Annotated in this window: 17 protein-coding genes; 4 read left to right on the forward strand and 13 right to left on the reverse strand. The window is 67.2% G+C overall.

From position 1 onward, the window contains the following. Positions 1 to 37: 37 nt before the first annotated feature. Positions 38 to 1,309 carry a nucleotidyltransferase family protein gene (locus EV278_RS09375; protein ID WP_132089848.1) on the forward strand — a complete coding sequence of 424 codons (1,272 nt, stop codon included), beginning with the start codon at positions 38 to 40 and terminating at the stop codon, positions 1,307 to 1,309. On the opposite strand, the gene EV278_RS09380 is transcribed toward EV278_RS09375, so the two are convergent. The 5 genes from EV278_RS09380 to EV278_RS09400 form a co-directional block, all read right to left on the reverse strand. After that, positions 1,256 to 2,863, reverse strand: coding sequence for a radical SAM protein (locus EV278_RS09380; RefSeq protein WP_132089850.1), 1,608 nt, complete (start codon positions 2,861 to 2,863; stop codon positions 1,256 to 1,258). The genes EV278_RS09375 and EV278_RS09380 overlap by 54 nt on opposite strands. Continuing rightward, complete coding sequence (locus EV278_RS09385; protein WP_132089853.1) at positions 2,860 to 3,651, reverse strand: class I SAM-dependent methyltransferase; 792 nt, start codon at positions 3,649 to 3,651, stop codon at positions 2,860 to 2,862. The genes EV278_RS09380 and EV278_RS09385 overlap by 4 nt, the downstream gene beginning before the upstream one ends. Beyond that, positions 3,648 to 4,469 (reverse strand): methyltransferase domain-containing protein, encoded by an 822-nt coding sequence (locus EV278_RS09390; protein ID WP_132089856.1) that lies wholly within the window; start codon positions 4,467 to 4,469, stop codon positions 3,648 to 3,650. The genes EV278_RS09385 and EV278_RS09390 overlap by 4 nt, the downstream gene beginning before the upstream one ends. After that, positions 4,466 to 5,863, reverse strand: a complete 1,398-nt coding sequence (locus EV278_RS09395; protein WP_132089859.1) for a radical SAM protein — start codon at positions 5,861 to 5,863, stop codon at positions 4,466 to 4,468. The genes EV278_RS09390 and EV278_RS09395 overlap by 4 nt, the downstream gene beginning before the upstream one ends. Positions 5,864 to 6,376: 513 nt before the next feature. Next, positions 6,377 to 7,642, reverse strand: a complete 1,266-nt coding sequence (locus EV278_RS09400; protein WP_243692138.1) for a sugar MFS transporter — start codon at positions 7,640 to 7,642, stop codon at positions 6,377 to 6,379. 319 nt (positions 7,643 to 7,961) lie between these two features. Between EV278_RS09400 and EV278_RS09405 the strand changes: the two genes are divergently transcribed. Next, positions 7,962 to 8,750, forward strand: a complete 789-nt coding sequence (locus EV278_RS09405; RefSeq protein ID WP_243692139.1) for an IclR family transcriptional regulator — start codon at positions 7,962 to 7,964, stop codon at positions 8,748 to 8,750. Between the two features lie 612 nt (positions 8,751 to 9,362). On the opposite strand, the gene EV278_RS09415 is transcribed toward EV278_RS09405, so the two are convergent. Together EV278_RS09415 and EV278_RS24350 are read right to left on the reverse strand one after the other, a co-directional pair. Continuing rightward, the gene (locus EV278_RS09415; RefSeq protein ID WP_132089862.1) at positions 9,363 to 10,109 is read right to left on the reverse strand and encodes an SDR family oxidoreductase; all 747 of its coding nucleotides are present in this window, start codon (positions 10,107 to 10,109) and stop codon (positions 9,363 to 9,365) included. Positions 10,110 to 10,262: 153 nt separating this feature from the next. Then, complete coding sequence (locus EV278_RS24350) at positions 10,263 to 10,793, reverse strand: hypothetical protein (protein WP_243692140.1); 531 nt, start codon at positions 10,791 to 10,793, stop codon at positions 10,263 to 10,265. Between the two features lie 76 nt (positions 10,794 to 10,869). Between EV278_RS24350 and EV278_RS09425 the strand changes: the two genes are divergently transcribed. Further along, entirely contained in the window at positions 10,870 to 13,506 is a 2,637-nt protein-coding gene (locus EV278_RS09425; RefSeq protein ID WP_132089866.1) for a glycoside hydrolase family 2 TIM barrel-domain containing protein, read from the forward strand. A gap of 187 nt (positions 13,507 to 13,693) precedes the next feature. Here EV278_RS09425 and EV278_RS23965 read toward each other — a convergent pair whose 3' ends face one another. The 4 genes from EV278_RS23965 to EV278_RS09440 all read right to left on the reverse strand — a co-directional run bounded on the left by EV278_RS23965 (position 13,694) and on the right by EV278_RS09440 (position 19,619). Then, positions 13,694 to 13,864 carry a hypothetical protein gene (locus EV278_RS23965; protein WP_165916586.1) on the reverse strand — a complete coding sequence of 57 codons (171 nt, stop codon included), beginning with the start codon at positions 13,862 to 13,864 and terminating at the stop codon, positions 13,694 to 13,696. Between the two features lie 87 nt (positions 13,865 to 13,951). After that, positions 13,952 to 17,086 (reverse strand): efflux RND transporter permease subunit, encoded by a 3,135-nt coding sequence (locus tag EV278_RS09430; protein ID WP_132089869.1) that lies wholly within the window; start codon positions 17,084 to 17,086, stop codon positions 13,952 to 13,954. Then, positions 17,083 to 18,186, reverse strand: a complete 1,104-nt coding sequence (locus tag EV278_RS09435) for an efflux RND transporter periplasmic adaptor subunit (RefSeq protein ID WP_132089872.1) — start codon at positions 18,184 to 18,186, stop codon at positions 17,083 to 17,085. The genes EV278_RS09430 and EV278_RS09435 overlap by 4 nt, the downstream gene beginning before the upstream one ends. After that, positions 18,183 to 19,619 (reverse strand): TolC family protein, encoded by a 1,437-nt coding sequence (locus EV278_RS09440; RefSeq protein WP_132089875.1) that lies wholly within the window; start codon positions 19,617 to 19,619, stop codon positions 18,183 to 18,185. Before EV278_RS09440 ends, EV278_RS09435 begins: the two co-directional genes overlap by 4 nt. A 313-nt stretch (positions 19,620 to 19,932) precedes the next feature. Here EV278_RS09440 and EV278_RS09445 point away from each other — a divergent pair, with 313 nt between their 5' ends. Then, positions 19,933 to 20,235: a hypothetical protein gene (locus EV278_RS09445; protein ID WP_132089878.1), complete on the forward strand. Its 303-nt coding sequence runs from the start codon at positions 19,933 to 19,935 to the stop codon at positions 20,233 to 20,235. 22 nt (positions 20,236 to 20,257) lie between these two features. Here EV278_RS09445 and EV278_RS09450 read toward each other — a convergent pair whose 3' ends face one another. Continuing rightward, positions 20,258 to 20,824 (reverse strand): TetR/AcrR family transcriptional regulator, encoded by a 567-nt coding sequence (locus EV278_RS09450; RefSeq protein ID WP_207905465.1) that lies wholly within the window; start codon positions 20,822 to 20,824, stop codon positions 20,258 to 20,260. A gap of 198 nt (positions 20,825 to 21,022) precedes the next feature. Next, positions 21,023 to 23,515 carry a TonB-dependent receptor gene (locus EV278_RS09455; protein ID WP_243692141.1) on the reverse strand — a complete coding sequence of 831 codons (2,493 nt, stop codon included), beginning with the start codon at positions 23,513 to 23,515 and terminating at the stop codon, positions 21,023 to 21,025. Positions 23,516 to 23,769: the final 254 nt, after the last annotated feature.

Below are 23,769 nucleotides of genomic sequence, written 5' to 3' on the forward strand. Positions count from 1 at the left end.
TTTCAATATCAAACTCTACTTCATATCGCATAATTGTATGAATAATTCACAAGAACAACTACTATCAAAAACGGACCTTCGCGCGCAGGATATTTCCGAAGCGGAAGTCGCTCGACGTTTCCAGTGGGCGAAGCGGCAGGGACGTCCGGCCTGGCTGTGGCCCGAAATCTCGGTCGAGGCCTGGCGCGAGGCCCTGCAGCAGATCGCGCGCGTCGTTCCGGACGCCCTGTCCGGCGCGGACGATCCGCCGCGCCTGGACGGTGATCCGACGGCCATCGGCCTGGCCGGCTACACCTCGGGCCTGGGCCCATTGCTGGGCTGGTGGGCGCGGACGGGCGCCCTGCGCCCGTCTCCCACCGTCGGCCCGGTGCTGGACCTGCATCTGCGCCATAACCAGATCCGGGCCGCTCGCCTTGAGGCCGCCGCCATCGCCCTGGTCGAGCAGCTCGCGCGGCGAGGCGTCCCGACGGCGGTGCTGAAGGGCGCCGACACGGCCCGCGCCTATTTCCCCGATCCCGGCGTTCGCCCGGCCTCCGACATCGACCTGCTGGTCCGGGCCGAGCACGTCCAGACCGCCGAGGCGGTGCTGCGCGCGGAAGGCTTCGCGGAGGCCAGCCGAGGCGAGCGGGAAAGTAGTTGGCGGCGGCGCGACGTCCCGCGCGCCCCCCGCTCCCTGACCCTGACCCATGGCGACGATCCCTGGTCGATCGACCTGCATAGCGCGCTGGACCTGCGCGTCAGCACAGGCGCCCTCCTGGCGCGCCTGGACCTCGGAGCGCCGATGGACAGCCGCCGTCGCTGGGCCTGCAATCCCGCTGCGGTCGCCCTGGACCAGCCGCTCCTGCTGTTCCACCTGGCGATCCACGCCGGAGCGGGACTGCAGAACCTGACCCTGCTGCGCCTGGTCGAACTGCACCTGGTGATCCGCCGGGACACCGTCGAGGGGCGACTGTCGTGGGAGGCCTTCCTGGCCCTGGGCCAACGGACCGGCCTGCTGGGCTTCGCCTACCCCGCTCTCAGGCTGTGCGAGGACCTGATCCCCGGAACCGTGCCAGAGGCCGTGCTGGAGCGCTGCGCTCACGCCGCCCCACGCGGCGTGCTGCGTATCGTCCGCCGCCTGACCCCGGCCACGGCCCAGCGGATCGACCGCACCTCGATCGCCGAGCACTTCATGTGGAGCGACGGCTGGCGCCAGCGCGCCGAGCAGCTGGCGGCGGACATCGCGCCGCGCGTCGGCTCGTGGCGGACCCTGTGGTCAATCTACGAGAAGCGCGCGTGGCGCCTGGTCCGGGGCCGCGTCAGCCGCTGACGGCGCCGCCGCCGTCGACGCCTCCGCGGGCGGCCAGGGCGCGTCGGTCTCCAGGCTCTCGGGCCGCAGGTGGCCGTAGGCCTGGCTATCGTCCGGAACGATGCGCGCCCACTTGCGGATCAGGCGCAGCAGTCGCGGGTTGTCATAGTCCGCCCTGGCCCAGCGCCGGCGGGCGGCCAGGCTGCCCAGCACCTTGCCCCATTTGCGGGTGCGCTTGTCGTGCACCGACGGAAAACGGCTCTTGAGCACCAGTTCGAAGTCCTCGACCCGCGCCTTCAGCCGCCGCTCCATCCAGGGCAGGTCCGGATCAGCGTGGGTCATCCAGGCGACCCACTGAGGTTCGATCCACTCCTCCAGCGTGTCGGGGGTGCCCGCCAGGGCGTCGACCCCGCCATAGGTGCCCTTGCGCTGGGGGGTGGGCGTGTAGAAGTAGCTGATCAGCTCCATGGCCGGATTGACGGTCTTCAGCTGGCGGATGAAGGCCAGGGTGTTCTCGATCTCGCTCTCGGGCTCGTCGGGGTCGCCGAAGACGAACGAGAACTCCGGGATGATACCGTGCTCGCGGGTCTTGGCCGCCGCCTTCAGGATCTGGTCGGTCGTGGTGCCCTTGTTCATCTTGGCCAGCACCTCGTTCGATCCGGACTCGGCGCCGCAGAACACCATGGTCAGGCCGGCCGCCCGCAAGGCGCGCCAGGTGTCGTCCGAGAAGCGTTCCAGCGCGTCGACCCGCGCCTCGCACCACCAGCGCACGCCCAGCGGCTTGAGCGCCTCGGCGATCGCCCGGGCGTGCTGCTCGTTGAGGAAGAAGTTGTTGTCGTAGAAGTGGAGCGAGTCCATGCCGTGGTTGCGGACCAGATAGCTCAGGCGCTCGGCCGCCCGCGCCGGAGTCTCGACCTTCTCGCGTCGGCCGTACACCGAGATGACGCCGCAAAAATTGCAGCCGTACGGACAGCCTATCGAGGCCTGGTAGACGCCCGTCCGCCGACCCAGGAAGGTCGGGCGCAGATACTGCTCGACGTCGATCTTGTGATAGGGCGGCGCGGGCAGGTCATTGGGACCCAGCCAGGCCCGTTCCGGCGCCTTCCAGTGCGAGCCGTCGGCCTGGCGGAAGCAGAGTCCGGCCACCGTCTTGGGATCTCGCTCGCCGGCCAGCACCTCCAGCAGCTCGACGAAGGTCTGCTCGCCCTGACCGCGCACCAGCCAGTCGACATAGGGCGCGTTCAGCACCGGTTCGGGATAGAGACTGCCGAAATTGCCGCCCCAGACGATCGGGATGTTCGGGTAGCGGCGCTTCAAGGCCTTGGACAGCGGCACGGCGCTGACCAGCTGCGGCCCTGGCATGACGCTCAAGGCGATGACCGTGACTGGATCCGCCACCTTGGCCTGACGCGCGACATGGCCGTGGATCTCGCCCAGGACGTCGATGTCGGGCAGGTTGCCGTCGACGATTTCCCAGGTGACGTGCGGCGGCAAGGCGGCGCCGACCGCCATCACCGACAGCGGAAAGCGGCGGTTTGCGGGCCTGGTGGCTTGAGGATTGACCAGCAGGATCACGGCCGGACGCTCACCCAGACATCGAAGCGCGACGGCGGTCGTCGGCCCTGCAAGCGCGCGACCAGCGGGCGAGCCTCGTACCAGAGTGGATAGAGCACGCGGTTCCGACGCCAGGCCAAGGCCGAGGCCAACGCCAAGCGTTCCTGCGTCAGGAACTCGATGAACGGCGGCGCCAGCAGCACCGAAGCGCCATCGCCGAAGCGCTGGGCCGCCCCCGCCTTCTTCTCGGCGACCATGGCCAGGCCGTCGGCCTCGCGCGCATAGAACGGGCTGTCGACGATCGCCAGGCGCCCGCCGGGCCTGACGACCCGCGCGGCCTCGGCCAGCACGGTCGAAAGGTCCAGGGCGTAGTGGAGCGCGGCGTTGAACACCGCCAGGTCGACGCTGGCCGACGCCAGGGGAATGGCGTCGAACGATCCGGGGCAAAGACGCATCCGTCCCGCCGAGCGCGCCGCCAGGGCGTGGGCCGCGCCCAGGCCGTCGACGTCATCCTCGCGGATGTCCAGGGCGATCGCCGAATGTCCTTCCCGGACCAGGCGCCAGCTCAGCCAGCCATTTCCCGCACCCAGGTCCAGCACGACCAGCGGCCGCCCTTGTCGCGCCGTCAAAGGCTGGACGACGTCGCGCATCAGCGCCTCGAAGCTGCGAACCCGTACGCCCCACTGCCGGACCAGAGGACCTGTTCTCAGGTAAGGGAGAGCCATCAGCTCGTCGCCCGCATGGCCGCGGCCCTCGGCGGCCCGGTGGCGGGCATATTCGGCGGCGAAACCGGTAAGATCGACGCTCATCGGTCGACCTCCGCCTCGGTGCGTACGAAACGATACAGGACGTGGTCGCCGAGCCCCGCCAACGGCCGGGAGACGACGCTGTCGATCGCCTCCAGACTGGCCAGCAGGCTCGGGTGGCGCGAGATCCACGGCTCTGCGGCGCTGGGCGGTACGAAGACGCCGACCCCTTGGCGACCTTGGAGCCGGAACCAGGGCGCGAGCGCGCGGGCGATGTCGGTCGAACGGTGGTAGCGAACGGTGAAGTCCTGCTTGTTCAGCCGCGCGGGGACATCGCCCCGGGCGAAGCGGCGGAACATGGCGCCAGACCGTCGCCTCAGGCCCTCGACCAGCCATTCGCCTGGGCAGCAGGTTCCGAACACCACCAGCAAGGCCGGCGCACCGGGCCGCAACAGGCCCGCCAGACCGCGCCCGAACACCGACAGGTCCGAGACGCAGTTGAGCGCCGCGAAATTGGAATAGGCGCCGTCGAACGCGGGCTGGTCCGCCAGCCTCTCCAACGCCTCCGCCGCCGCGACCCTGGCCTCCGCCCCGAAGCGTCCCGCGAACTTGGCGCTGGCCACCCGCACCATCGAAGGCGAGGCGTCCGTCAGCAGCACTCGCCGCCCGCGCTCAAGCAACCAGATCGCGTCCTCGCCGGTGCCGCCGCCGACTTCCAGCAGCCGCGCGCCGCTGGGGAACGCCTTGGCCAGGGCCGCGCGCACGACGCGGCGCTGGGCGGCGACGCTGAGCCAAGACCCGAAGCGTCCGTCGAACCCCTCGGCCATGGCGTCGAAGGCCCGCGCCGGCGCGGGGATGTCCGGGGTCCCCGCCAAGCTCATGCCTCGACCGCCAAGGTCGAGGGCGCCGGCGAGCGGTGAAGAACGGCCTGCGCCTCCAGCACCGTCCAGGCCGCATCGTCCCAGCGCCCGGTGTCCACCTCCCGATGCAGCACGTCGCGCACCTTGCGATAGAAGGCAGAGTCATAGGTTCCCTGGAACAGCATCGCCAGGTCGCCGGTGTCCTTCCAGTTGCGCTGGCCGCCCAGCTGGGCGGCGACCCGGTCGTGGAAGGTCGTTCCCGGCAGCGGATAGGCCACCGAGACGCCGACCTCCTGCGGCCCCTCCTGGCGTATGAGGTCGCGCGTCGCCAGCAGGTCTTCCCAGGTCTCGCCCGGATAGCCCAGTTGGATGAACCAGCAGGCCTTGACGCCGTGCGCCTTGAGAACCCTGGTCGCGGTCCGCGCCGCCTCGATCGTGGCGGCCTTATCCATGGCGTCCAGGATTTTCTGCGAGCCAGTTTCGACGCCCAGCCACACCTCGCGCGCACCAGCGGCGGCCAGGGCCGCCACCGCCCGCTCGGTCATCAGATTGACCCGAGACTGCATCGAGAACGGGATCGCCGCTCCCGCCGCCACTACGCCGTCGGCGAAGTCGCAGATCCAGTCGACGTCCAGCCCCAGGATGTCATCGGTGAACCACAGGTGGTCCGGCGCGATCTCAGCCTTCAGCCGCGCCATCTCGCGGACCACGTCGCCAGGCGAGCGCACCGTATAGCGCCGCCCGAAGGTCGGCTTGGCGCACCAGTTACAGGCGTAGGGGCACCCGCGCGAGGTCGCGATGTTCCACGAAAAGCGGCCATGCGCCCGCGTCCAGGCCGTGCGATAGGCGGCGACGTCGACCAGGTCCCAGGCGGGCGGCGGCAAGCGGTCGAGGTTCTGCATCGCGCGCCGGGGTGCGGTTCTTTGCGTCCGTCCGTCCTCGCCGAGCAGGACCAGGCCAGCGACGGCGTCCGGATCCTCTCCCCGCTCCCAGCACGCCACGGTCTCGGCCACGGCCTCCTCGCCTTCGCCGAGGACGACGACCTGCGCGCCAGCCTCAAGGTATAGCTCGGGATGGTCGGCCGCGTCGGGCCCGTTGACCGCGACCCGGCAACCGCGAGCCCGCGCCGCGCGAACCATGGCAAGAGCGCTCTCGCGGCGAACGGCGGTGCACATCTTGGTCAGGAAGTTGAAGTTGTCCTCCATGAGGACCACGCCTGAAGGTCGCAGCCGCTCCAGCGCGACGATGAAGGCCTGCGGCCCCGCCTCGAAGGTCGCGTCGAACAGGACCACCTCGCGTCCCGCGCGCCGAACCAATGCCGCGGCCAGCAAGGTCGACAACGGCGCGTAGGGTTTCATCTTCTCGCGCTGCTTGGCGTCCTGGGCGAGGAAGAAGGAATGGGCGAACAGGATCATGCAGGCGAAATCCCCGAATGGGGCCTGGACGGCGCCGCCGTTCGCGCGAAAGCCGCAAGGCCCCTTCCCCCTTCGGCAATTGCTTTGCGCATCGTTCTTCCACCGATCCCGCACGCCGGGTGCGCCGTTAGGGGGTCAGTTTCACTGGGCCGGAGGTTGGTTCAGCGTCGTCCGCGAAAGACCGTTTTCGCGTGGCCAACGACAACCTCTAAGGGCCTCTCGATAATCGAAGTGACGCATCGGGGCGACTTCGCGCCAGGCCCCTTCGCTTGGCTGCCGATAAGTCGCCTGCGCCCATTCGTGCCGGTCGGCACGAATGGCTAAACTCGCCGATGAGCTGATTGGCCCCCTGCCCTAGCTTGCGTGTTCAAGGCCAGGGCGGCCGGTGGCAGACAAAGAAGACCGCTACAAGCACGCTATTGCTCCGGCGACTTTCCCGGCGAGACAAGGGACAACCGAGGCCCGCGCGATAGCCCTACCCTGCGTCGACGCCGGAACGACGAGTTGGCAAGGTCATCGACGCGCTTCGACCGACGTTCCGGCTCCCTTCCACGCATACAGTCCGACGACGACGAAGCATGCCGCGGGCAGCAGGAAGGCAACGGGCGTGCCATAGAGCTCGGCGATCTTGCCCATCGGCCAGGGCAGCAACACCCCGCCCCCGATGGCCATGACCATCATCGCCGCCCCTTGTTTTGTCGAGGCGCCGAGGTCGCGTACGCCCAGCGTGAAGATCGTAGCGAACATGATGGACATAAAGAAGAACACGGCGACCAGAGCGAGCGCCGAGATCTTCGGGATACCTGCGGCGACAACGAGGGTCAGGCCAGCGTTGATGACCGCGTAGCAAAGCAACAATGTTCGCGGCGCGACCTTGGACATCAGCGCCGTGCCCAAGAATCTGCCGACCAGATAGGCGAGCATTGCTGCCGAGAGCAGGAAGGCGCCCTTCTGGGTCGAGAGCCCTGGCCAGGTTTCTGTGACAAGATTGATGAAGTAGGCGCCGATCCCGACCTGGGCGCCGATGTAGAGCACCTGGGTCGCCACGCCGAAGACGAAGTGCCGCTGCTGGCCCAAAGGCTTGGCTTCACCATCACTGGCCGGACCGTGGTCCGCGTCCCGAACTTCAGGCAGGTTCGCTCGAGCCAAGACGGCGGCGAATAGGAGGACCAAGACCCCGATCACAGCATAGGTCACTTGAACAGACCGATGCTCGCCGCCCAGCGCGCGCATGGTCGCATCGCTGAAGAACAGGGAGCCCCCGATCAGCGGCCCGGCTAACACGCCGAGACCGTTGAACGACTGAGCGAGGTTCAATCGCCGTGCGGCATCGTCGGGACGCCCCAGCACATTGACATAGGTGTCCGCCGCCGTCTCCAGGAAGCACAAGCCGGTGGCCAGCACGAACATCGAGACCACGAAGGCCTGAAAGTTGGCGACCTGCGCTGACGGCACGAAGAGGAATGCGCCGAGGGCGGTGACCACAAGGCCGCTGACGATCCCAAACTTGTATCCGCGCGCCTGCATGACCGCGCCGGCCGGGAGGCTCATAAGAAGGTATGCGCCGAAATAGGCGATCTGCAGCCAGGCCGACTCCGCCTTCCCGACATGAAGGGTGTCCTGGAAATGCTTGTTGAGCACGTCGAGGAGCCCGTAGGCCAAGCCCCAAAAGAAGAAGCAGCTGATCGCGTAAGCTAGGGGACCGCGATAGCTGTTCGCCGATTGAGCTTCCGTGCGATCGGCTTGAAATGAATCTGATCGTTCGATTTTAGAAATCACTTTATCGCCCTCCCGAGGCCAAATTCACAACTGCGCGCAAGCCGTCGTCGCGAAACCAATTGTTATTTGCACGATTGAGTACGATAAAAGCGACGCAAGCGTCAAATCCGGATCGGTCCAGTTGGCTGATTCACGGTGAAATGGGCGCGCATGCGCGAGTCCGTAACGTGGGAGGTTCGACTTGCCCTTTGAAAATACGAACAATATTAGCATTACAACCGAAGCCCCACCCGCTCCAGTAAAAGGCCAGGCAGATCTTCCGTCACTGAACGCAGCGGATGATTATCCAGACCTTGAGCCCGCTCCATCCGGAGATGCCTTGCGAGCGAGTCAAACCCTGCAGCGCGGTCTCGACATTCTCGATCTTGTCGCGTGCGGCGGGCCGATAGGCCTGCGCGAGATCGGCGAGAGCATGAAGTTGACGCGCAGCACGGCGCATCGGCTAACAGCCGCCCTGGTCGATCGCGACCTCGTGCGGAATACGCCCTACGGCTATCAGCTTGGCCCGAAGCTCTTGGTTCTGGCGGAGACCGCGCGTCTTCAGCGCCCCTTGACAGCTCTCGCCCGACCGCATCTCGAAGCCCTTGCCCGAGACCACCTCGACGCGGTCAACTTGGCGATCCGAGACCGGGACCGCGTGCGGTATATGGACCAGATCCGCGGCGCCCGCCGCATGACGGTTCGCTCGGTCGTCGGTGAACTGCGCCCCATGGCGACCACCGCGTTGGGCCGCGCCCTGCTCCTAGACGATGCGGAAAACGGTTGGCGCAGGGCCTACGAGGCCGATCTAGACGCGCCGTGCGACGAGAACGCTCAAATCGCCTGGATCGAGCGGATGCGTGAGTTCCGCGACCTTGGCGCGGCGTTCGATATCGAGGAAAATGAGGATCGCGTACGCTGCGTGGCCGCGCCAGTCCGAGATTCCGGCGGCCGGATCGTGGCCGCGATCAGCATCTCGAGCCTCCCGCAGTACCTTGACGATAATCGGATGGCTCAGTTGGTCCGCCCCGTGACGGAAACCGCCAACGCGATCGCCCGCGAGCTGGGATGGACCGCCCGATCTATCGACAGAAGGACGCGCCGCCCTCACGCCCAGCCGGCTGATTAGGCGAACGGACAACAGCTCGCCCTTGCTCGGTCGCCATGGCCCGGACCAGCGCGTCGACAGCCGAAGGCAATGCCAGCGACTTGAGGTCACCGCCCTCGTATTCGGCGAGACGAACGCTGACGATGGCGACATCGGTGGCTGCGGCGGCCCGCGCGGCAGTGTCCTGGTCGGAGCTAAGCTCGACGACTACCGCGCCCTTGTGCTGGGCCTCCAGGGCCTCGCGCACCCTCGGCCAGCGCCCGGCTGCGCCGCCGGGCAAGGTCGGTGTTCCAACTCGCGGCGGTCGCGATCGCCGGCGGCATGATGACGCCGGCCACTTTTCGGTTGAGATTCGTAATCCCCAGCGGAGAGTCCGCCTCCAGAAGGATCAGCAACCCGTACTCGGTGAGATCAGCTAACTTGCCAGCCGTCGCGCCGAAGTCCTCCCCTTGAATCAGCGTGATCTTCTCGGCTTGGCTTAAGCGCGACAGCAGCAGGCCAGCACGCTGGTCCGCCGTCTTGCGAGCGTCCAGCCAAGGCGCTCCGGCTGAGCCAACGCCTGTCCGCTCACGGTGAGGGCCGCGGTGGCAAGCAGGCAAGTCAGCAGCGATGCATTTTACACGCTCTTTTGAACTAGATCGACGACCAGCCGCCGTCGGACGCCAGCACGGCCCCACTGACATTCTTGGCTTCATCGCTCAGCAGCCAGGTGATAGCCGCGGCGATGTCGTCGGCGTCCGCCAGACCAGGCGCGGCCGCCATCATGATGTTCATCACCGCCTGAAAACCCTTCTCGGATCGCGGCGTCGCGTCGATGCCGGTGATGACCCCGCCTGGCGCCACGACGTTCACACGGACACCCGTTCCCTTCGTCGAGAAGGCGGCGCTGCGCGTCAAGCCGATCACCGCGTGCTTGGCGGCGGTATAGGACACTCCACCAGCGGAGCCACGCAGACCGGCCTCGGACGCAACCTGAACAATCGCGCCGACGCCGGCCGGCTCCATTAGACGCACGGCCGCCCGCGTGCATCGCATCACCGCCGTGAGATTGATCGCCAGCACGCGGTCCCAGGTCTCGTCATCGACCTCGGCGATCGGCAGAAAGCCGTCCATGATCCCGGCGACATTGGCCAAGCCATCGAGTTTGCCCTCGCACGCGGCAAAGACCGCCTCAAGGACCGAAGTCTGCGTGATGTCGCCCGCGACGCGCACACCCCCGTCGCCAAGGCTCACGTCGTTCAGGCGTTCTGGAGCGATATCGGTGGCAACCACACGGGCGCCCTCCGTTGCGAGGCGCTCGGCCACCGCGCGTCCGATGCCTGAACCCGCGCCCGTGACGATCACCGTCTTGCCGTCGAATCTGGAGGGGAAGCTTTGCATCGGCAGCACCTGGTCTGAGAATGAAAAAGGGCCGGGGCGCTCAGTTCGAGCGCCCCGTCCGGCCGCCATTCGGCTCCGGCGAGGAGGAGGCGTTCGCGCGCTATAGAACCCGCACGACATGCCCGGACGACGCCCTCTCGAGCGCCGCCCGAACTACTTCTTCGCCAAGGCGGCGAAGTCCTTGTCGATGGCGACCAGCGCCGCGTCGCTGACGCCATCCTTGGCGAAGCGCTGCAAGGCCTTGAGGGTCAGGGGCCGGGCCATCTTAATCTGAGGATTGGCGAACACCTTGGGCAGGCGTCGATCGACAACCGCCTTGGCGGCGGGATTGTCGAGAATTTCGCCAATGGTCGAGGTCGAAAACGCCTTGGCCGACGGCGCATCGCCACTCGGCGCGGCCAGGGCTCCGCCGACGCCACCGCCCGCCATCAAAACGAGTGCCAAACTGGCGTGTAGAGCAGTCCGAGTGCGTCCCATGTTCGGCCTCTTCTCTGGGGTCTTGCGGCTCATGATGCCGCGATCGCCGACGAAGGCAACAATAAATCGAACGAAAGAGTCATTTATTATGATTTTGCGAAATCGCTGAAGAGATACGGATTTTACGACAATTTTACCGTAGAGCGGCCAGCCAAGACCCCAAAGAGCGCCGCCGAGCCCGACGCCAGCGCGCAAGTTATCGTCCATTTCCGTTCAATTATTGACTTCGCCGCTGCGGCGCTGATAGTCACCGCCAAACGCAAAAATACGGGGCGGATACGTCATGACAATCAAGCTGGGCGCGACCGCGGCCACTCTGGCTCTGGCGCTGGCCGGAACGACGAGCCTGTCCTCCGCCGCCGAACGGCAGACCGTGCCGCTGACGGACGGCTGGCGTTTCGTGCAAGGCGACACGGTCTCCGGCGCCGAGGTCCCTGGATTCGACGATGGGGCCTGGGCGCCTGTGAGCGTCCCGCACACCTGGAACCGCGCGGGCTACTACACCGCGTCTGGCCCCCATGTGAACAGCCGCGACAACCTCAACACCACGCAGGGCGTGGGTTGGTATCGCCTGACCTTCACCCCACCCGCATCGTTCAAGGACAAGGCCGCCTGGCTTCAGTTCGACGCCGCGAGCCGCAAGGCGTCCGTCTGGCTGAACGGCGTCCACCTTGGCGATCATGCCGGCGGCTTTTCGCGTTTCCGTCTCGACGCCAGCAAGGCCATTAAGCCCGGCCAAGCCAATAGTCTGGTCGTCAAGGTCGACGCCACGCGCCCGGCCGCGGGCGGACCGACCGCCGACATTCTGCCGTTGGGTGGGGACTTCTTCGTCCACGGCGGCCTGTACCGCTCCGTCACTCTGGTTGCGACCGACAAGGCCCACTTCGACATGCTCGATTTCGGCGGTCCTGGCGTCTATGCGCGAACCACCGAGATCAGGGACGGCGGCGCCAAAGTCGCCGTACGCGCCCGGCTGCGCAATGACGCGACCCGCGCCGCGCGCTTGACGCTGGTTACCCAGTTGGTCGACGCGGCCGGGGGAATCGCCGCCGAAGCCAAGAGCCCGGTGAACCTCAAGGCTGGCGCGGCGACCGAAGTGTCGCAGGACCTGGCGCTTTCTAGGGCCCACCTCTGGCAGGGCGTCAAAGACCCTTACCTCTACCGCCTGCGCGCCGAACTCCGAGACGCCAAGGGCGTCCTGATCGACAGCGTCGATCAAGCCTATGGCGTGCGCGAAATCAGGATCGACCCCGAAAAGGGCTTGTTTCTGAACGGTGAGCATCTGGCGCTGCACGGTGTGGGCCTGCACCAGGACCACGAAGGCAAGGGCTGGGCGATCAGCGACGCCGATGTCGCGCAGGACATGGCGATCATCCGCGAAATGGGCGCAAACACCATCCGCCTGACCCACTACCAGCACGGCCAGGCCATTCACGACCTGGCCGACAGGTATGGCCTGATCCTGTGGGATGAGATCCCGTTCGTCAGCGTCATGACCCTGGCGGCCGACCAGGTCGAGCCGACGCCTGGCCTGGTCGCCGACGCCAAGCAGCAGCTCCGGGAATTGATCCGTCAAAATTCCAACCACGCCTCGGTCGCGGTCTGGGGCATCGCCAACGAGGTGGATCTGCGCGGCACCCCGCCCTCGTTCATGGGCGCGGCCAAGATCGTCCAGCGCGACCCGATCCCGTTCCTCAAGGAACTCCAGGCCCTGGCCAAGAGCGAGGATCCGACCCGTCCGACCACCCAGGCCACGTGCTGCGAGGGCCTGCAGCCGAACGCGCCGGAAGTGGCCGCGATTTCGGACGTCAGTGGGGCCAACCGCTATTTCGGCTGGTACTATACGCCGTCCGATCCCTTGGGTCCGGCGCTGGACGCCCTTCGCAAGAAGCGCCCGGACAAGCCGCTTTCGGTCAGCGAGTATGGCGCCGGCGGCGCCATCAGCCAGCACACCGACGACCCGCTGGGTGGACCGTTCGAGTCCTTTGGCCGGATCCAGCCCGAGGAATACCAAGCCTACGTCCACGAGAAGAACTGGGCGATCCTGAGCGCCCGCCCCTATCTCTTCGCCACCTGGCTGTGGAACAGCTTCGACTTCGCCACCGGTGATCGCCACGAAGGCGACGCCGAGAGCATAAACACCAAGGGCCTCGTCACCTACGACCGCCAGGTCAAGAAGGACGCGTTCTACTTCTACAAGGCCAACTGGAGCGCCGGTCCTTCGGTCCACATCGCCGGCCGCCGCTATGTCGACCGGGCCTATCCGGTGACGGACGTCAAGGTCTACAGCAACGCGCCTTCGACCGAACTGGTCGTCAACGGCCGGTCGCTGGGCGCCCTCGCCGACTGCCCGCAGAAGATCTGCGTCTGGAAGGACGTGCGCCTCGCTGTCGGCGACAATACCCTGGTCGGCAAGGGCCAGTTCAGCCAAGGCGCGACCGAGGACCGCCTGACCTGGCGCCTGGCTCCCCAGGCCAAAGATCGGTTCACCATCGATAGCGGGGCGATCCTGGCGCCGATCGACGCGTCGCCGCGTCATGGCTCCGACGCCTTCTTCGCCGGCGGCGCGGCCAAGACCGTCAGCGGTCCCGCGCCGGCCGGAATTTCGGGCTGGTCGACGGCCCGCACCTTCCGCGAAGGCGACTTCAGCTACCAGATCCCAGCCGCGCCGGGCCGCTATACCGTCACCCTCACCTTCGTCGAGCCGATCTACGGCAAGGGCGAGCGAACCTTCGACGTACTGGTCGGCGACAAGGCGGTCTTGTCCAATCTCGACGTCGCCAGCCTCGCCACCGGCGAGCATGCCATCGTGACCCGAAGCTTCCCGGTCGAGGTCTCGGCCCCGGGACTGACGCTGTCGTTCAAGGGCAAGACCGGCAAGGCGATGGTCTCCGCCGTCGACGTCGCCCCCCGTCCCTGAGGCTTTGCCATGACCTCGCTGCCAAGGCCCGCCCTTGGGCAAGGCCGTCGGGACAATTTCCTCGATTATCCTGACGGCTGCCCAACAGCCGAAAACGGGCGGCGCGACTAGCGCAGATCACCGCCTCGGACGGCGTCTCGGGCGTCTGCGACGCCACGCTCAGTGGGCGGAAGCTGGCCGCCGTCAGCTACCTGCGCGACCACATGATCCCCTGCCCCACGCCCAGCCTCCGCCCACGGGCGATGTCGGCCATCGTAGCCCCGTAGATGCCCGACCCGGCGATGCAATCGCGGGCCGACTGAACGATTTGATCGCGCCGCGCCTGCCTGGCGGCGATCTGGTCGGTTCGACTGGCCATGAGCAACTGTCCCTCGGGCGCCTTAAATGCAAACTCCGTAGGCCCACCGTGACGCGGTCATGGTGGGCCTTCTAACGAGGCCTGCGTTCAGGATCCGCGCTTCCCCTCCAACAGCGGCTCCCGCGACGGCAGGACGCGCCGGGTGACCAGCTTGCCCAAGCGCGGCCGCAGCCACTGCTCGAAGTCGTCGATGAACTCGTAGACCACGGGCACCAGGATCAGCGACAGCAGGGTCGAGGTGATCAGCCCGCCGATCACGGCCACGGCCATGGGCTGGCGGAATTCCGAGCCATGCTCAAGCGCAAGGGCGGTCGGCAGCATGCCCGCGGCCATGGCCACGGTGGTCATGACGATCGGGCGGGCGCGCTCGCGGCAGGCCTCGATCAGGGCCTCCCGCTGACTCATGCCGCCACGCTCCAGCTCGATGGCGTACTCGACCAGCAGGATCGAGTTCTTGGCCGCCAGGCCCAGCAGCATCAGGAAGCCGATCAGGGACGGCACCGACAAAGCCTGGCCGAAGGCCAGCAGTCCCAGAAACGCCCCACCGACCGCCAGAGGCAACGCCGACAGGATGACCACCGGCTTGAAGAACGACCCAAACAGCAGGACAAGGACGAAATAGATCATCGCCACCCCGGCGAAGATCGCCAGGCCGAACGATCCGAACAGCTCGGCCATGGCCTTGGCGTCGCCGATGGAACTGGGCCGCACGCTGGGCGGCATGGTTTTGAAAATCGGCAGGCCGTGCACCGCCTTGGTCGCCGAGCCCAGAGTCGCGCCCTCGGTCAGTTCGGCCTCGACGGTCATCTGCCGCTGGCGGTCCAGCCGATCGATGCGGGCCGGGCCGGCCTGGAAGCCCACGTCGGCTACTGCTTCGAGGCGCGTGGTCTCGCCGCTCGCGGTTTTCAGGCGAAGGCCCCGGACGCGGTCGAGGTCGGCGCGGGCGTCGGCCGGCAGGCGTACCCGGATCGGGATCCGGCGCTCGCCGTCGTTCAGCTTGGCCACGTTGGCGTCGATGTCGCCGCTGGTCGCCACGCGGGCGGCCTGGGCGATGGCGTCGACCGAGACGCCCAGGCGCGCGGCCTCGTCGGCGCGGGGACGGATGGCGATTTCCGGCCCGACCGGCGGAACCGACGGGTGCGGATCAGCCAGTTCCGGCAGGCCGCGCATCTGGCGCTGGAGTTCCGTGGCCGCTGCCCCCAGAGCGTCGGGGTTGTCGCTGGTCAAGATCTGCTGGAAGCCGGCCTGGCCGTCGGCCTTCAGGAAGCCGATGCGCACGTCCGGGATGGCCATGATGGCGGCCCGATAGCGCTCGCGCAGCACCTGCCCCCTCACCTTGCGATCGGCCTTGAGCAGCACCGTGACCGAACCGCTGCGCAGATCCGTGCCGCCGCCCCCCCCGCGCAGCGCGTCGCCCGAGGTCGAGCCGACCGTTGCGAAGACGCCGGCCACGGTGGGTTCCTTGGCGAAGACCGCGTCGATGCGTCCGACCGCCTGGTCCATCTGTTCGAGGGTCGCGCCCGGCGCGCCCTGGATCTTCAGGTTCAGATAGTCCGGGTCGCCTTCGGGCGTGAAGGCCGTGGGCAGCAGCGGCAGCAGGCACAGCGAACCGACGAACAGCGCCCCGCCGATGGCGCAGGCGATCATTCGGTGATCGAGGCTCCAATTCAGGACATTCATGTAGGCGCGCGGCAGCGACGGCGGCTCGTGCGGCTTGGTGCGAGGCTTGAGCAGATAGGCCGCCATCAGCGGCGTCAACAGACGGGCCACGACCAGCGAGAACAGCACCGCCACCGAGATAGTCAGGCCGAACTCCTTGAAGAACTGGCCCGCGATGCCGGGCATGAAGCTGACCGGCGCGAAGACCACGACGATGGCGCAGGTGGTGGCCACCACCGCCAGGCCAATGGCGTCGGCGCCCTCCATGGCCGCGTCATAGGGCTGGTAGCCGGCGGCCACGCGCTTTTCGATGTTCTCGATCTCGACGATGGCGTCATCAACCAGGATGCCGATGACCAGGGTCAGGGCCAGAAGCGTGACGACATTCAGCGAGAACCCCAGGAACGCCATGGCCGCGAAGGTCGGGATCAGCGAGATCGGCATGGCCGCGGCGGTGATCAGGGTGGCGCGCCAGTCCTTCAGGAAGAAGAACACCACGATCGCCGCCAGCACCATGCCCTCGAACAGCACGCCGCGGGTGGCCTCGAAGCTGGTGCGGGTCTCGTCGACCGTGGCCGAGATGCGCGTGAAGCGGGCGCTGGGATAGGTCTTCTCCAGTCCCGTGAGCGCCGCCTTGACCCGACCGTCGACGGCGACGTCGCTGGCCTCGCGGGTCTTCATGATCTGGAAGCCGACGACCGGATGGCCGTCCAACTTGGCGAAGCCGCGGGCCTCGGCCGCGCCGTCCCCAATCTCGGCGATGTCTGCCAGGCGGACATAGCCGCCGCCGCTGGTCGGAATGGTCAGCTGACGCAGCTGGTCGGCGGTCTCGACCTGGCCGAGGATGCGGATCGACTGCTCTTGGCCGCCGATCTCGACCCGCCCGCCGCCGGCGTTGAGCTGGAAGCCGGCCAGGGCGCTATTGACGTCGGCGGCGGTGAGACCCCGCGCGGTCAGCTTGTCGGGATCGACCAGCACGTTGATCTCGCGGTTGACGCCGCCGACGCGGGTGACCTGGGCCACGCCCTTCTCGGCCTGCAGCGCGCGGGCGATGGTGTCGTCGACAAACCATGAGAGTTGCGCGTCCGACATGCCCTCGACCGAGACCGCATAGGTGACGATTGGAGCGCTGTCGATCTCGACGCGCTGGATGGTCGGCGGGTCGATGTCACGCGGCAGCTGAACGCGCACCTGCTCGATTTTGGTGCGAACTTCGTCGGTCTTCCTCTGCAGGTCCTCGCCCATCTGGAAGCTGATGTTGGTGGTCGAGGCGCCCTGAGTGACCACGGACTGCACGGTCTCGACGTTCGAGATCCCGGCCACGGCGTCCTCTACCTGACGGGTGATCTGGGTTTCGATCTCGCCAGGCGAAGCGCCGTTCTGGGTGACCGTGACCGACACCATCGGCAGCTGGACGTTGGGGTACTGCTTGATCGGCAGCTGGAAATAGCTGAGTACGCCGGCCAGCAGCAGGGCGATGAACAGCACCGTCACCGGCACCGGATTGCGAATCGCCCAGGCGGAAATCTTGAGGCCGCCGCCTCCGGTCTGCGGGCCGATCACAGGTTGGCTCCGGCGCTGGCGACCGGACGGACCCTGTCGCCATCGACGAGAAGAGTGGCGGCGTTGGCCACCACCCGCGCGCCGGCGGCCGGCCCGGCGGTCAGGCGCACCCAGCCACCCCCGCGATCGCCGGTCTTGACCGGTACGCGACGGACCCGATCGCCGGCTTCCATGACCATGATGCTGGCCCCGCCCGCATCGTAGCGGATCGCCGCTTCCGGCACGGCCAGGCCCTGGTCGGCGGCGTCGCCGAACACGGCACGGCCAAAGCCGCCCGAGCGGATGTCGGGCCGCACCGGCAAGGTCAGTCGAACATAGCCGAGCTTAGACTTGGGATCGATCTGCGGGCTGACCAGGCGTACGCGGCCGATAGCGATCGCCCCGCTCGGCAGGGTGACCCTCGCGCTCTGCCCCACGCGGATGCGCGCCAGCTCGGCCTCGGCCAGCTGGGCTTGCAGCTCGACCTGACCGTCCCGGGCCAAGCGGAACCAAGCGGTTCCGCCGGCCGATGCGGCGTCGCCGGGGCGGACGGTGCGTTCAAGCACGACCCCGCCGACCGGCGCGGTCACCGACAGCTTTTCGCGGCGGACCTGCAGATCGCGCAGGGCGGCGCGCTGCGCCTGGGCGGTCGCGCCGGCGGCCTTGGCCTGGAAACGACGCTGGTTGATCTGCTCCTGGGCCAGATCGCCGGAGCCGTCGAGGCCATTGGTGCGGCTGGCCTGGTCCTGGGCCTGAGCGGCCTGGGCCTCAGCCTGGGCGACCAGGGCCGATTGCTGAGCGATCTGGGCCTCGATCAGCGCCGGGTCCAGGCGCGCCAGCACCTGGCCTTGGCGCACCGTGTCGCCGACATCGGCCAGTACGGTGGTGACGCGATAGCCGCTGACCTCAGGGGTCACGGCCGCTTCTTCGCGGGGGACAAGATCGCCGGTCGCCGTTAGAGCGCCGGCGACGGCGTGCGGCGCCAGGGTTATCACCGACACTGACCGCAGTTCGGCTGCGCGCGCTGCGGGGGGGTGCTGGGCCTTGTGGCAGCCGCTCAAGGCGGGGGCGACGGCGGCGACGATCAGGCCGCCCGCCAGGAGCTTCTTCAAGAGGATCATTTTGCGCTCGCGACAGACGAATAGCGATTGACGGGCCAGCCGCCGCCCAGGGCCTGGAAGGCCTGGACGGCGCGGCGGACGGCCTGCACCTGGGCCAAGGTCAACTGGGTGCGGGTGCTCCGCCAGGCCTGCTCGGCCGACAGGGTGGTTTGCAGATCGGTGAGGCCGCGGCCGTAGTTGGTCCGCGCTGAGCGGTAGGCGCGCTCGGCCCGAGCCTCGCCCTCGACCAGCATCTCAATCTGGCGCCGATCCGCGTCGAGGCCGACCAGGGCCGCCTCAGATTCCTGGAAGGCTCGGCGCAGCGTCCGTTCGTAGGCGATGGCCGCCTGGGCCGTCTGCGCCTTCTGGACGCCCAGCTGCGACATCAGCCGGGGTACGTCAAAGATCGGTTGGCTGACGGCCAGGCCTATGCTGGCGGTCGTGGCGCTGCTGGCCGTTAACGGGCTGGTGTGGGTGTGGCCCAGGCCCGGGATCAGGTTGATGGTTGGCAGGAAGGCAAGGCGCGCCAGGTTCGCTCGGCCCACGGCGGAGGCCAGGCGCGCCTGCGCCTCGCGGACGTCGGGCCGGCGGGTCAGTAGGTCTCCCGGGACCAGCGTCGGCGGCGCTGGGGCGGCGCCGACGCTGGCGTCGATCGAAAGCGAAGCAGTCGGTTCAACGACGCGACCGACCAGGATCAGCAGCGCGCGCTTCTGAGTTTGGAGCTGGGCTTCGAGCGAGGCGACACGCGCGTTCGATTGCGACAGGTCGCCAGCGATGCGATCGGCGTCGACGGCGGCCGAAAGGCCCGAACGCGCCCGGCGTTCGGTCATCGCATAGAGTTCCTTCTGGACCCGCGCGCTAGCGCGCGCGTCCTCCAGCTGGATGGCCAGCCCCCGCGCCTGGAAATAGCTGTCGGCGACCTCGGAGGCCACAGAGGCGCGCGCGCCCTCGTAGGTGAAGCGGGCGGCGGCGAAGTCGGCCTTGGCCACCCGGCTGGCCGTCGGCAGGCGCCCGAAAAGTTCCAGCTGCCAGCTCACGTCGAAGCTGGCGCTGGTGATCTTGAGATCGGTTGTGACGCCGGCGGACTTGCTGCGTTGCTTCAGATAGGACCCGTTCGGATCGCCCTGCGGTAGGAAATTGGTCAGGGCTCCGGACTTGGTGGCGCGCGCTTCGGCGAGCTTGGCGGCCGCGGCCTGGGCATCGAGTCCACCAGCCAGCGCCTCGTCGATCAACTGGTCCAGCTGGGGGTCGTTGAACGCGGTCCACCACCGATCGAGGGTGGTTTCGGTCGATGAGGTGGCCGGCGCCTCGTAGGCTGCGGGTAGGCGAAGTTCGGCTTTCGGCCCCCCCGCGCATCCCGCCAGCGCCAATGCAAATGCCGGCGCCAAGCCTAGCATCGACAGTCGCGCGGCCATGCGTCGTATGTCGCCGCCGATCCGTGGCGCGCCGTGCATGAAGTTCTCCTCGATCGATGACCGCGCCCATTAATTGAACGGCAACGTTCATTTAACTGATCGACGAGGGTCGCGCGATTGTCAAGCGGGCTTTTGAAACACTATGGACCATATATACGGTCCGCAAAGCACTCGGCCGGCCCGATGGCAAGGGCGGAATCAACCATATAATCCGGAAGATCTACGGCCGGCCCGACCCGAAAATTGGCCTAAATTAGCCAAAGCCGTTCAATTTAATCCTGGGATTTTATGATCTAATATATATCATAATTTGGCGTGCGATCAGAATACGTCATTGCCGAGGAGGCCTACCATGAGCGACGCAAGTCCCGAGACCTGGAACCTGACGATCCAGACCCCGATTGGTCCGCAGACCTCGGTGGCGACCCTCATCAAGCAGGGGTCGATCCTGACCGGCCATATCGCGGGCAGGATGGGCGGCGAGGACATTACTCAAGGCAAGATCGACGGCGACAGGCTAAGGTGGGTGAACGACGTCCAAAAGCCTGCCAAGATCAAGTTGACCTTCGAGGTTCAAGTCGTCGGCGACCAGCTTTCGGGCAAGGTCAAGATGGGCATGTTCGGCTCGTTCAACGTCAACGGCCAACGCGCCTGACGACGTCGGGGGCCGGCGCGGCTCAGCCGGCCGCCCTGGCCTTGCCGTCGAGCTTACGACGCAGGCGCTCCATAGGCTGCTTCCCGCCGCTGGACACAAGGGGTGCGATGACGAGGTCGGCCAGCAGCACCGCCACGCGCTCCTGATCCACCGGTGCATCCTGCCGAAGCCACCAGGTCAGGATGTCGAGCACGCCGCCGATCGCGAACGGGACGATAAGGTCGCGCGGCGGCCAGGCGCCCTCTTCTTCGACCGCGCCGCCGACCAGATTGGTCTGGCGGATGAATTCCTCACGCAAAATCGCGGCGGCCCCGCCCGTGAGCAGGGCTGACCAGAGCGTGCGCCGGGCCTCTATATAGGCGCAGAGCGCCAGGGCCGAGGCGCGCGCATCGACCGAGGCCAAGACGGGCAGAGTGAGGTCGATGAGACCGCGGATCTCGTCCGCCGCCAGCCGTTCCAACAGTGCCTGCTTGTCGGCGAAATGCCGGAAAAAGGTGGCGTAGCCGATCCCGGCGCGCTGGACGATGTCCTGGATGGTGATCTGCTCAAAGGCCGTCTCTTCGAGCAGCGCGAGCAGGCCTTCGGTCAAGGCCGCGCGCGAACGCTCCCGACGACGGTCCACCTTCACTTCGCTAGACGCAGCCCCTTCGCCGCCCATCGATCTCGCCACCTCGATTGGCCTCCGCCGGTCGCCTGCGCGAGTTTGGGCCACGGCCGCGAGGGCGGGTCAACATAGGAAAGGGGCCGGCGATACGCCGGCCCCTGCCCTGACCCGCCAAAGGGCGACCTAGCGAACGCCGAAAGCGTAGCGCACCGAAACGCCCACCTCGCGTGGCGGGGTATTGCTGACCCAGCGATAGCCACTGACGCCGAAGTATCCGGAGACGCCGCCCGCCGCTTCGGTGTAATCCGTGTCGCGGCTGGTTTGGACGTCCGTCTTGGTGAGGTTGCGGGCGAACAGATTGACGTCCCAAGCTCCGTCGGGCGAACGAACGCCCGCGAAGACGTTCAGCAGGCCGTAGTCCGGCACGGTGTAGCCTACGTTCCGGCGGTTGTTCTTCGGATAGTACGACAGCAGGCCGCGCACATAACCCTCGACCCGGCCAACCGGGCGCCAGTACTCGCTCTGCAGCGTGCCGGTCCACTTGGGATCGCGCGAGACCGAGACATTCGACTTGCAGGTCGCCACGTGGATGTTGCGCGAACGGAAGTCGTTGAAGGTCGGCGCGCCCTTGTCCGGGACGCCGTCGAAATTGCTGTCACGGCAAGGCACGGTGTCGTTGTCGACCTTGCCGTCGGCATAGCTTACCCCGCCGCTGATGCTCCAGTTCGGCGTCACCTGGAAGGCGCCGTCGAAGTCGAAGCCCTTGACGATCGAGTCGGCCCCGACGTTGAAGGTCGAGTTCTGGAGGGTGACCGTCGCGCCGTTGGCGCCAAGGTACGGGATCGACGCCAGCTGGAACAGGAGACCGTCGTACTTCTGGTAGAAGACGGCCAGGTTGAGGCGCAGGCGGCGATCCAGCCAGTTGGTCTTCACGCCGGTCTCGAACGACTTGGACTTCTCGTCCGGCAGGAAGATCAGGCTGGCCAGGACCGGGTCGTTCTCGGCGTTGGTCAGGGCGAAGTTGTTGGCCCCGCGCCGCCACGAGGTGGCGAAGGTGCCGTACGACAGCACCTGGTCGGAGAAGCGGTGCGAGATCGACAGGTTGTAGACGGTCGGCTTCTCGGTGTTCTTCTGCGAGCTGTTCTGGACCGGCGTCGTGCCAGCCGCGATCGGGATGTCGCAATAGCCGCCGCCATAGCTGCTGGCGAAGCCGGCTGCCGAGCATGGGAAGCCGATACGGCGGGCGATCATGCCCGCGCCCAGGAACACCGTCTGGACATTGTCGACCTTGGAGACGATGTGGCGCACGCCGCCCGACAGCTCGGTCCTCTCGCCCAGGTGCACGCGCACGTTGGCGAACACCGAGTTCTCGGTGGCGTGGTTGTCGACGTTGATCAGGGTCGGCAGCATGTAGCGCGTGTCGAGCAGGCGCGGATCGGCCGGCGCGCCCGGCGAGCCGAAGGCCCCCGCCAGGAACGACGCCGGCTGAGTGCCGCCCGTCTTGCTGGGCGCCTTCGAGTAGAAGTAGCCCAGGGTGTATTCGATCAGGCTGTCCTTGTTGTCCGACGACAGCCGGATTTCATGGGTCGTCTGCGATCCATTGGTGGTCAGATTCTGGAAGTAGCTGCGCCCGATCAGGAAGTTGCCGTAATCCAGAGCGCCGATCGAGGTGCTGTCGCCCTTGGTGTAGCCGCCGACATAGCTGAGGCGATGGCCCAGAACCGACCAGTTCAGCTGAGTGCTCAGGAAGTCGTTGTCCGAATAGTTGAAGCGCGGCGAATCATCGACGTCCAGACGTTGGGAGGCAGTGATCACCGGTCCATTGTAGCCGGCCGGGGCGGCCGACGAGATCCCGCCGGGGGCGCCGTCGCCGGCCACCTGGGTGAAGCTGCGCTTGTGGCTGTTCAGCTTTTGATAGCTGAGCATGGCGTCGAAATTGTCGGTCGGGGTGAAATTGATGCTGATCCGGCCGCTGCGCGTGCTCTTCAGCGGCAGCTGGCTGCTGTTGATGCTGGTGACAAAATCGCCCTTGTTCTCGTCGACGACGCCAGCCAGGCGCACGCCCAGCACCCCGTCGATCAGCGGTATGTTCACCGCGCCCTGCGCGTTGCGGCCGCCGTGGTCGGTGGCCAGGGCGCTGACATAGCCGCCGAAGTCGTGGGTGTCGGCCCTGCGCGTGGTCAGGGTGATGGCGCCCGATGGCGCGGTTCGGCCGCGCAGCGTGCCTTGGGGGCCGCGCAGCACTTCGATCGCCTGGATGTCGTAGACGGCCTGGAAGGCGGTTCCACCGTCGATCGGCACGTCGTTCTGGTAGATGTCGACCGTTGGCGAGGCCTGAGTGCTGGCGTCGTAGGAGACGCCGCGGATCGAGGGCGCCGGCGAGCGGCCCGCAGTGACGCTGCTGGTCCCCAGGCTGAGGCCAGGCACCACCGCCGCCACGTCCTGGAATTGGGTGATGGCCAGCTTCTTCAGCGAGTCGCCGCTGACGGCCGAGACCGTGGTCGGAACGTTCTGCAGGTTTTCGGACGTACGGCGGGCGGTGACGATCACCTCGCCGACCATCTGCGGCTCGGCGGCCGGCTGTTGGGCCGCTCCCGTGGCCTGGGCGTGCGCGGCGCCGGTCATCAAGGTCAGCGCGCTGACTCCAGCGAGCATCCAGGTTTTAGAATTGTGCATCTCACCCTCCCTTATCGTTGGGCCGGATCCCGATCCGGCCTGCCGTCGCCTCGCATGATCGGCGATGGACCGTTGTCTCCTCGACGGGGCATCCCAGGACTGCTCCACGGTCGCCGGGCCCGCGCAGACGCGGGCGCTTCGGCGAAAGGCCCTGCAAGCGACTATGGCCGCCCGCACGATGCGGAAGCATCCTTTCGTCTCCGTCCACTGCAGCTGGCCCGGACGGCCAGTCTTGTTGTTGTCGCTAGGCCGGG

This window comes from Caulobacter sp. BK020 (assembly GCF_004342605.1).
Classification (GTDB): domain Bacteria; phylum Pseudomonadota; class Alphaproteobacteria; order Caulobacterales; family Caulobacteraceae; genus Caulobacter.